Below are 9,869 nucleotides of genomic sequence, written 5' to 3' on the forward strand. Positions count from 1 at the left end.
AATTTCTTTAGTTCTTCAATCGGGATTTCTTTATCTAAAAGTTTACGGGTAATTCTGAAATTACAGGTACCATCATCGGAAACTCTTTTATTGTCCGAGCAGATAAACGAGAGGTCTGTTTGACGAATGGATCCTTTGCATAAAGGACAATCAACAAGTACTGGAGCGGTTTTGATCATCTCCTTCTCTATTGACTCTTCCTGTTCATTTTTTGAGTTGTCAAAAAGAAAGGAGATTTTGAAATCGTCTTCCATTTTTAACATCGCCGAGAATCTTTTGCCAGTTTTTGCGATGAAATCATCTAAAGGACCGACCCGTTTATCTTTAAGTAAAATCCCCACTTCTTCAACGGTCAGACGTCGACCAGCTATGTTTTTGGATATTTTAAAATCTCCGGATTCATTCTGGTAACTGTTGAGTCCCTCGAATAGTGGTTGTTCATCAATAGGGGAATGTAGGTTTGTTTCCTTTAGTGATGCTTTGGTCTCATCAAAGCCTGTCGTCTTTTCCACAAAATCTTTGGTCATGGACGAAATTCCTTCCATGAAGGTAGCTCTGGACATTTTGCCATCTTCAATCATGCGAAGTTTTTGTTCCCATTCCCCAGTCATTGCCGGACTGGTAAGAACCTCCACTCCAGCAGCATGTAAAAACTGGAATAGATCTTCGGCTTTAAGGCTAGGGAAAAGTTCGGTACCTTCCCGCCTCAAATATTTTTCTTTGATTAAATGTTCGATCGTGGAAGCCCGCGTGGCTGGGGTGCCTAAACCTTTTTCTTTTAGAGCCTCTGCTAATTCTTCATCATCCACATGCTTTCCCGCTCCTTCCATACCAGAGAGAAGCGTGGCCTCGTTGTAACGAGGAGGAGGCTTTGTTTCGTCGCTAATTAATTCGGAATCAAGTAGTTTTACTTCCTTATCTTGTTCTGGAGAAAGTGCAGGGAGTGTATCTTCACCACCTTGATCTTTTCCATAAATAGACAACCAAGACGGATCCACTAAAACTTTGCCTTCTGTTTTAAAGGAATGGTCTGAAACTTCAGTTATCCGCGTGGTTATATCCCACTCGGCAGGAGGGTAAAAAACTGCAATAAAACGTTTAAGTATAAGATTATAAATCTTTAACTCCATTGCATCGAGTTTTTGCGGGCTGTTTGATGTTGGAATAATCGCAAAGTGATCGCTTATCTGTTTGTCATTAAATACTCGTTTGTCTTTGGGGTTTATCCAATTTTTGTCTAAAACTTTGTGGGCGTAAGGTTGTAAGTCGCCAGAAACACGTTTTAACAACTCAGTGCACGTCGGAACATAATCTTCTGGTAGAGCTTTAGAGTCGGTACGGGGATAAGTGATGACTTTATGTCTTTCGTAAAGAGCCTGAGCAATTTGAAGAGTTCGACTGGCAGGTAGACTGTGCAAACGATTTGCTTCGCGTTGTAGTGTGGTTAAATCGTAGAGCCGGGCAGAACTTTGCTTCGACCGTTTTTTGCTCTCCGAAACTTGGCAAAAACTTGCTTTTTCGACTGTTTCAAAAATAGATTCCGCCAAGTCTTTGTCCCAAATTCTGTCGACGCGGTCACGATCGTTGTCTGGGTCTTTTTTGAAATCTGGTTTTTGATAAATGCCTTGATATACTCCGTTTGCTATCTCGAAATTCGCACGAATATTGTGAAAGGTCTGGGGCTCAAATGCTTGAATTTGATGTTCTCTTTCTATTACCAGGGATAGGGTGGGGGTCTGCACACGACCAACGGTGGAAACTTGCCGACTGCTCGCCTTGTTTCTCTTGATAGTGACAGCTCTTGTTCCGTTTATTCCGATTAACCAGTCAGACTCGGAACGACATCTAGCTGCATCTAAAAGGGGTTGCATCTGGGAGGAATCACGCAAATTGGTAAAAGCTTCGCGAATAGATTTGTCCGTCATCGACATCAGCCAAAGTCTTTTAATTGCAAGTTTAGATCCAGAAAGCTCGTGAATGTAATTAAAAATTAACTCCCCTTCACGACCGGCATCGCAAGCATTGATGACATGCTCAACATCTTTTCTTTTGAGCTGCTTTTTAAGGCTTTGAAATTTCTTCTTAGCAGTAGTTACCGGTTTCAGTTCAAACTTTGGAGGAATGATAGGGAGGTTAGCTATTTTCCATGCTTTTAATTTCTTATCGAAATCATCTGGCATGTAGAGTTCAACCAAGTGCCCTATTGCACTATCGATTATCCATTCATCATTTTCAAAGTAGTCTTCCTTTTGGGGGACTTTACCAAGGGCCTTGGCAAGGTCACGGGCTACGCTTGGCTTTTCTGCGATTATAAGTTTTTTCATGAGCCTTTGAGGCGAGTGGTATCGGGCAAAAATGAGTGCAAACTATAAGGAACGTAGAAAGCGGGGGAGCAACTCATCCATACAACTGAGTAAGTGAGCCATAGAATCATCCGTCTCATTCCCCATGTTTGATATGCGGAAGGTTTTACCTTTAATTTTTCCGTATCCTCCGTCGATCGCTATTTTTTTCTCAACCTTCAATGCTTTTACAAACCCAGCGATATCCATTTCTAAGTTGTTCCTAACGCAGGTGAGCGATTTAGATGCAAATTTTTGTTCAGGCAGAAGTTCAAATCCCTTTTGATCAACCCACCCATGTACCATGTCGTTTAAACGAGAGTGGCGAGCATGACGTTTCTCAACACCTTCAGTAAAAATCTGATCCAAAGTGTATTTAAGCCCGTGAATTTGTGGAATTGCAGGCGTGCTTGGGGTCATTCCTTTTTCATGATTCTTTAAGAATTCCAGGAAGTCAAAGTAGTAGCCACGGCCTTCAATGCTTTCAGCCCGTGCAAAAGCCCGGTCGGAAACTGTGAACAAGGCAAGTCCGGGAGGAAGTGCCAGTGCTTTTTGTGAGCCAGTAAGGATAACATCTATTCCCCAATCATCTTTGGGAATGGGAACCACAGAAAAAGAACTTACCGTGTCGATTACAGAAATAACCTCAGGATACTTTGCCAAAACCTTCATCAGGTCTTCCAGGGGATTCATCATTCCACACGATGTCTCGTTATGCACCAAAGTTACCAAATCGTATTCGCCGCTAGAAAGTTTTTCATCAAGGAGTGCTGGGTCAATGTGCGAACCCCATTCAACCTCGAGTCCATCGGCCTGATTTCCACACCGCCTGGAAACATCCAACCATTTATCTGAGAAAGCTCCGCACATGCAGCAAAGAACCTTTTTAGAGGACAGGTTGCGAATGGCTCCCTCCATGACTCCCCATGCACTTGATGTGGATAAAAATACAGGGTCTTTCGTTTGAAAAAGCTCTTGTAGTTGGGGCTGGCAAGAGTTGTAAAGATCTACAAAGTCAGGGCTTCTATGACCCATTACACGGGTTGACATGGCTTGGTAAGCCTCGGCAGATACATCTACTGGACCAGGGATATGCAATTTATAATCAATCATGATTGGGAGGTGCGGGAGAGGGAATTGTTTTGTGATTTAGGTTCTTCTTACCTACAAGGATTAGCTTAGGATCCCAAACAGCAGCTTCGTCGGGGTTTAAATTTACAAAGGTAAGGATAACGAGAAGATCACCAACCTTTCCTTTGTGTGCAGCTGCTCCATTTAAAGAAATCTCACCCGATCCTCTTGGTGCAGGTATACAGTAAGTTTCAAAGCGTTCACCATTACTGATATTACCAACAAGAATTTTTTCGTGGTGCAAAAAACCCGCGGCATCCAATAAGTCTTGATCAATGGATAAACTCCCAGAATAGTCTGGGTGAACTCCGGTTACTTGTGCTCTATGAAGCTTTGATTTGAGAAGAGTTACCTGCATTTTTGAACTAGGTAAAAGGAAATCATCAAATAGTTATTGTAATAAAAGTCAACGGATCAAAGGTATGAACTTTGTGAATCGGATTGAAAGAACCTATTAATCGTATATTTTCGAACGATTATTATGGCACAAAGCGCCCTTATTTGGACAAAACAAAAATGGAGTGATTTCGAAAGCTTTGTCGAAGGCGTTTTGTATGATCGTGATCTTTCTATTTCTGCACGTCTGTTCGGTCTTTTTTTACACCCGTTCTCTTATATCTTTTATATTATTGTAAGGATTCGCCTTTTTTTATACTCAAAAGGCTATTTTCTTCATTCAATTCGCTTGGATGGCTTGGTTATCGTCGTAGGAAACCTGACCATGGGTGGAACTGGAAAAACTCCTGTGGTTGAGCGCCTTGCCCGAGAGCTTCAATCGAAGCAAAAAAAAGTTGCCGTTCTCAGCCGGGGATACAAGAGCAAAGACGATTTAGCACATACCTCCATACTGCCATGGCGAAGGAAGGTAACAGATGTTGGTACCAAAGTGGTAAGTGATGGAAATCGGGTACTACTCGATTCTGAGGAAGCAGGAGATGAGCCTTTTATGTTAGCTCACAATCTACCTGGCGTAGTTGTATTAACTGATAAAGATCGAGTACGTGCCGGACAATATGCAATTCGAGAATTTTCTGCTGAAGTTTTGATTTTGGATGACGGTTTTCAATACCTTCCGATTCAAGCTGACATGAATTTATTGCTTGTCGATCAATTGAATCCTTTTGGTAACCACAAACTCTTACCCCGGGGCATTCTTCGTGAACCAGTTAGTCATTTATCTCGAGCCTCGTATGTAATGGTGACCAAGTCCGAAATCGAACCCCAGTTAGAATTACTAGAAACCATAAGGAAGTTCAATCATCAGGCTGAGATCATTCGTTGTGCCCACAAACCCAAGGTTTTTCGGCAGGTCAATCATACTAAAGAAGAGAAATTAAATTTTTTGTACGAACGGGAAGTGGGCGTGTTTTGCGGAATTGCTTCTCCCCGAGGTTTTGAACAATTGATACATCGAATGTCCGGGGAATTGCGTTATCGTAAAAGATTTTTAGATCATCACCGGTATGAGAAAGATGAACTTAACAGGTTATTTCAACAGGCCAAAAACTCGGGAGTGGAAGTGATGATAACTACGGAAAAAGATGCCGTCCGTATACCCAAAGATTTTCAACCAGTTATTCCCTTGTTTTATCTTCGTATGGAAATTGAAATTGTCGAAGGTTATGAAGATTTCGAGGAAGTAGTAAGCTCGATTTGCGAATTAAAGCCTAAACTAAAGGCTACTCGAGTTTCCAATTAGCCGCTATATGCCTTTACGGTGGAAACCAAGGCTTGCATACACTCAATTTTGGCACCCGGTCGAATACCATGTCCTAAGTTCATAATGTGGGCTGGGTCGTTCTTCATTGAATCAAGAATTTTTACGGTTTCACTAATGACCGTTTTGGGATCGGTTTCCATGACCTCAGGGTTTAAGTTGCCCTGTAATACAAGTGGTGCGGGGAAGAGGTTTCGGGCTTGTGCAATATTGGCACGATGATGGATACCGAGAGCCTGTGGCTTTGTGAGAACAATTTCTTTCAAACCTGCTACCGGAGCATTGGCATAAATGATCAATGGAAGATTTTGAGGAACTTGCTCAATAAGTCGGGCAATCCATTTGAGAGATAAATCCCAAATACGTTCTGGGGGGCAAAGGTTGTGCCAACTATCAAAGATTTGTAGGGCATCGACGCCACACCTAGCTTGCATGGTTAGGTAATCAATTAAGGCTTGGGTTATTTTTTCGAGCAATCGGTCAAAAGATTTTGGATGTTTCTCAGCCCATGCGAGGGCCTTGGGGAAACCGTCTGCTGAACCACCTTCAATCATGTAGCAAGCCAAAGTCCATGGAGATCCGCAAAAACCCAACAAAGCTTGTGTTTCCCCCAATTCCTGCCGAAGATTTTTTAAGGTTTCTGAGACATAGGAAAGTTTTTCTTCGATATCACTGGATGTTAGTCTTTCAATGCTTGCATCATCATCTAGTTTACTTGTCATCTCAATGCCGCCAGCAGGTCTAAAGTCATAGCCCTGACCCATTGCTTCTGGGATGACTAAGATGTCGCTAAAAACGATGGCAGCATCAAGATCGAACCTCTTTAGGGGTTGAAGGGTTACTTCCGTGGCAAGTTCCGGAGTTTTGACCATTTCTACAAAAGAATATTTTTCTTTCAGTGCACGGTATTCAGGCAGGTACCTTCCAGCCTGCCTCATCACCCAAAGGGGAGGGCGTCCACTATGGTTTTCCCCTTTCAGGGTTGCTTGAAAAAGGGGGCGTCCAATCATAGTTTTTCTTCTAGCCAGTTTCTCGGGTGCAGGTAAGTGGTATAAAGTTCTTCTTCGGGTGATCCGCTCTCTGGTTTCCAGTCATATGTCCATGATACTTCAGGAGGCATGGACATTAGAATAGATTCTGTCCTACCACCAGATTGGAGCCCAAAGAGAGTCCCCCGATCATAAACTAAATTAAACTCGGCATATCGGCCTCGCCGATATTTTTGGAAATTTCTTTGGTGCTGCCCAAAGGGAGTTGTGCGGCGCCTTTCAAAAATTTGAAAATAAGTTTGGGCAAAGACTTGGCCAACTTTTAGGACAAATTCTAAGGTTTTGTCGAATCCGCCAAGATCAAGATCGTCAAAGAACAACCCGCCAACTCCACGGGTTTCATTGCGATGCGGCAGGAAAAAATACTTGTCGCATAAAGCTTTGAACTTTGGATACAAATCTTGCCCATATGGAGCACATACAGAACGAGCAGCTTCGTGCCATTCGATAACATCCTCATAAAATGGATAGTATGGAGTTAAATCAAACCCTCCCCCAAACCACCAGGCTTCCGGGGCACCTTCAGGACCAATCTCAAAATATCGAATGTTTGCGTGAGTGGTTGGCGAGTAAGGGTTGTAGGGGTGAAATACAACGGAAACTCCCATAGCTCGAAAAGGCAGTCCTTCAAGTTCTGGCCGATTCGAGGTAGCAGAAGGCGGGAGTTTCTTACCTTGGACATCTGAAAAATTAACCCCTCCTTTTTCCAGGGCATCTCCTTTGGCAAAAGCCCGAGTAATACCACCACCACCTTCTTCGCGTTCCCAATCGTCCTCCTTTATTTTACATGTCGAATCAACTTCTAGCAATTGATCACAAATATTGAGCTGTAAGTCGATAAAGGCAGCACGGGCTTTATCAGCGTCTGAAAGAGGGGGCATAATTAGCAGTTCCCTAATGGGATAGCGAAAGAAACGAGGTCGGTAGCTTTAAAATTTGGAAAATGAACGTTAGTCTTCCTCCTCAACTTCGCGATCAAACGACATTTTTGCTTCTTCCAAGTTTTCACAGATAGCCCAGTTTTCACAGCCATCCAAATTATTCCACATCTCTGCGTCTTCACCGGTGGCAATGATAGCTCCACGCATTGGAAGCTTCATGTCTTCGATCTTTTCCGAGAACTCACCCACGACTTCAATAGCCTCTTCCTCGACGTCCTCCAGAGAGGAGACATCAATAATTAGTTTTAAAATCCCCTCGTTGATGGTGTTCCGGATGCGTTGATCCATATTTTCTTTAATGTCATTAATGACAAAAGGAGAAAGTTCTTCGGGTAGGTCGAATAATAAATAATCCTCAACGAATTTAAAGTAGCGTGCGGAAGAATCAAGATTCATGACTTTATACATCACCGCGTCAGTTTTGTTTTGGTCAAAAGGTTTGGTGATGCAATCTGCAAACCCTGAATCAAGAGCTTTTCGTTGTGCAGTTTGGTCACCCATTACAATCATTCCAACAACAGGAGTGTTGAGTACACGGTGATTGGTTTTTAACTTACGCCTTAAATCAATCGCAGAATCTCCTGGTAAAGCCATACTGATGAGAATTGCAGAGTAGTGACTGTGCTCACAGGCATCTAAGGCACATTGCTCGTCTTTGGCACCCTCTACCTGCCAATTACTGAGAGCAAACATGTCAGTTAACTGTTTAATGATGTTGGGCTTGTCATCTACAACCAAGATACGGATGGTATTGTCAGTCGCGTCTAGGACTTTAGAACCATCAGCCTTTTTGAAAATGTTAAAGTCAGAATCTCCACGCGGGGCAATTTTGTTCATCCGGTACAGACGGCGGCCGAGTGTACGGATTAATTTTAGGGCTACTTTCGGGTTTTTGGTTACAATGTCAGCAATACTTTCTTCAACATGCCTAACTTGGGCTACAGTTTTGGCCCGAATTGCCGCATCCCTTTTCATACCAAGGATCTCACTTAGTTCGCCAAAAATCGCTCCCTTCATGTCGATCTCGCTCAGCACTCTATTGTCACGAATCACTTCTAGAGTGCCACTTTCCAAAATGCAGAAACCTGTGCCAAGTTGTCCTTCAGGTAAGACAACCTCTCCTTCTTTATATTCTTGAAGTTTAATCATGTAGATCTTCCATACTTGGCAAAAAGAGCCCTCGAATCAATTCAATTATAGATAGGTAATAAAGGGGGAGAATAATTGGCAATAGAATGCGAATCGACAGTTCAACGAGTCCGTTTTAAAAAGCTTTCATGACGAATGAAACGGAAAAATTTGATTTTTTAATACTGGGTGGCGGAAGTGCTGGTTATGCTGCTGCTCGAACAGCCCATAATCTTGGTAAGCGAGTTGCAGTTGTCGATGGAGCTGCGGAACTTAGCGGCTTGTGCATTCTTCGGGGATGTATGCCTTCCAAAACTTTAATCTATTCCGCCGAAGTTCTTCATCTTGCTCAGCAGGGAGATGTTTTCGGGTTTAAGGGAGGTAATCCGGTAGCTGATATGCAAGCAATGCAACAACGCAAACGGGAAGTGATCCGGGAATTTTCCGAATATCGAAAAGAGCAGTTGGAGGATGGTAGGTTTTCGCTCTTTAAGGATTATGGACATTTTCGAGACCTAAATTCCGTTGAATTGTCAGATGGGAAAATTTTGCGGGCAGAAAAGATTTTAATCTCTACAGGATCAATCATCAAAACCCCGGACTTACCGGGCTTGCGTGGTTGTTCTTTCAAAACAAGCGACGATGTGCTGGATTTAAACTATTTGCCTGAAGAGTGCATTGTTCTTGGAGGCGGAGTGGTCGCCTGCGAACTTGCTCAATTTCTTGCTCGGGTCGGTTGTAGAGTCGTACAGTTGCAGAGAAGTCCGTATGTTTTAAAAGAATTTGCTCAAGCATCTTCTAAGACTGTTGCAGAGGCCCTGCGAGACAATGGGATTAATTTAATGACAATTTGCTCAAGCATCTTCTAAGACTGTTGCAGAGGCCCTGCGAGACAATGGGATTAATTTAATGACAAATGTTTCGCTTAAATCCTTCGAAGATCGTCCGGGGGAAAGAGTCAGGGTGAATTTTGAGCATGAGGGAGAATCCAAAACCTTAGAAACCAAGTTTTTGTTCAATGCTCTCGGGCGCCAACCAGCAACGGCTAGCCTTGGAGTTGATAAGGTAGGTCTTGAACTTCGGTCAAGCGGACATTTAGTTGCCAATGAGTATCAACAAACCAATGTTTCCCACATCTACGCTGCTGGAGATTGCACTGGACCGCATGAGATCGTTCATGTGGCCATCAGGCAAGGAGAGACCGTGGCCAAGCATGCATTTGGACAGTCGGTAAATCCAATGACATATGATTCCTTGCTCACGGTGGTCTTTACTGATCCACAAATTGCCAGGGTCGGTCTTAGTCAGGAACAGATGACCAAGAGGGGCTGTTCTTATACATCTGCATCTTTCCCTTTTGATGATCATGGGAAATCTATCCTTATGGAGGCAAAGCGGGGGTATGTGGCTGTTCATGCAGACAAAAATACAGGGCGGATATTAGGGGCTGAATGTGCCTCCAAGGATGCTGGGGAACTCATTCATTCTATGTCTGTTGCCGTTGGGGTGGGCGCGACAGTCCATGATATGTTAAAGGCAGATTGGTATCATCCGACCTTAT

General features: G+C 43.2%; 9 protein-coding genes. 3 read left to right on the forward strand and 6 right to left on the reverse strand.

The genetic code is table 11. The annotated features are described in order from the left end of the window. From ACKPQ4_RS05330 to panD, 3 genes are all read right to left on the reverse strand, one after another. On the reverse strand, positions 1–2,324 hold a 2,324-nt coding region (locus ACKPQ4_RS05330), incomplete at its 3' end, for a DNA topoisomerase 3 (RefSeq protein ID WP_407680168.1). Positions 2,325–2,366: 42 nt separating this feature from the next. Continuing rightward, a complete protein-coding gene (locus ACKPQ4_RS05335) occupies positions 2,367–3,455 on the reverse strand; it encodes a pyridoxal-phosphate-dependent aminotransferase family protein (protein WP_407680169.1) in 1,089 nt (362 codons plus the stop codon). Beyond that, on the reverse strand, positions 3,448–3,831 hold the full coding sequence (gene panD / locus ACKPQ4_RS05340) for an aspartate 1-decarboxylase (RefSeq protein WP_407680170.1): 384 nt from the start codon (positions 3,829–3,831) through the stop codon (positions 3,448–3,450). Before panD ends, ACKPQ4_RS05335 begins: the two co-directional genes overlap by 8 nt. A gap of 123 nt (positions 3,832–3,954) precedes the next feature. On the opposite strand from panD, the gene lpxK reads away from it, so the two are divergent. Next, positions 3,955–5,172 (forward strand): tetraacyldisaccharide 4'-kinase, encoded by a 1,218-nt coding sequence (gene lpxK / locus ACKPQ4_RS05345; protein ID WP_407680171.1) that lies wholly within the window; start codon positions 3,955–3,957, stop codon positions 5,170–5,172. Here the strand turns inward: lpxK and hemE are convergent. The 3 genes from hemE to ACKPQ4_RS05360 all read right to left on the reverse strand — a co-directional run bounded on the left by hemE (position 5,169) and on the right by ACKPQ4_RS05360 (position 8,329). Beyond that, positions 5,169–6,200: a uroporphyrinogen decarboxylase gene (hemE, locus tag ACKPQ4_RS05350; RefSeq protein WP_407680172.1), complete on the reverse strand. Its 1,032-nt coding sequence runs from the start codon at positions 6,198–6,200 to the stop codon at positions 5,169–5,171. The two genes, lpxK and hemE, sit on opposite strands and share 4 nt — an antisense overlap. Next, positions 6,197–7,120, reverse strand: coding sequence for an oxygen-dependent coproporphyrinogen oxidase (gene hemF / locus ACKPQ4_RS05355; RefSeq protein ID WP_407680173.1), 924 nt, complete (start codon positions 7,118–7,120; stop codon positions 6,197–6,199). Before hemF ends, hemE begins: the two co-directional genes overlap by 4 nt. A 69-nt stretch (positions 7,121–7,189) precedes the next feature. Further along, a complete protein-coding gene (locus ACKPQ4_RS05360) occupies positions 7,190–8,329 on the reverse strand; it encodes a response regulator (RefSeq protein WP_407680174.1) in 1,140 nt (379 codons plus the stop codon). Between the two features lie 128 nt (positions 8,330–8,457). On the opposite strand from ACKPQ4_RS05360, the gene ACKPQ4_RS05365 reads away from it, so the two are divergent. Further along, positions 8,458–9,177: an FAD-dependent oxidoreductase gene (locus ACKPQ4_RS05365; RefSeq protein ID WP_407680175.1), complete on the forward strand. Its 720-nt coding sequence runs from the start codon at positions 8,458–8,460 to the stop codon at positions 9,175–9,177. Positions 9,178–9,217: 40 nt separating this feature from the next. Continuing rightward, a partial coding sequence (locus ACKPQ4_RS05370; RefSeq protein WP_407680176.1) for an FAD-dependent oxidoreductase occupies positions 9,218–9,869 on the forward strand: 652 nt, incomplete at its 3' end.

This window comes from Candidatus Chordibacter forsetii, assembly GCF_964187505.1.
GTDB lineage: Bacteria > Verrucomicrobiota > Verrucomicrobiia > Opitutales > Seribacteraceae > Chordibacter > Chordibacter forsetii.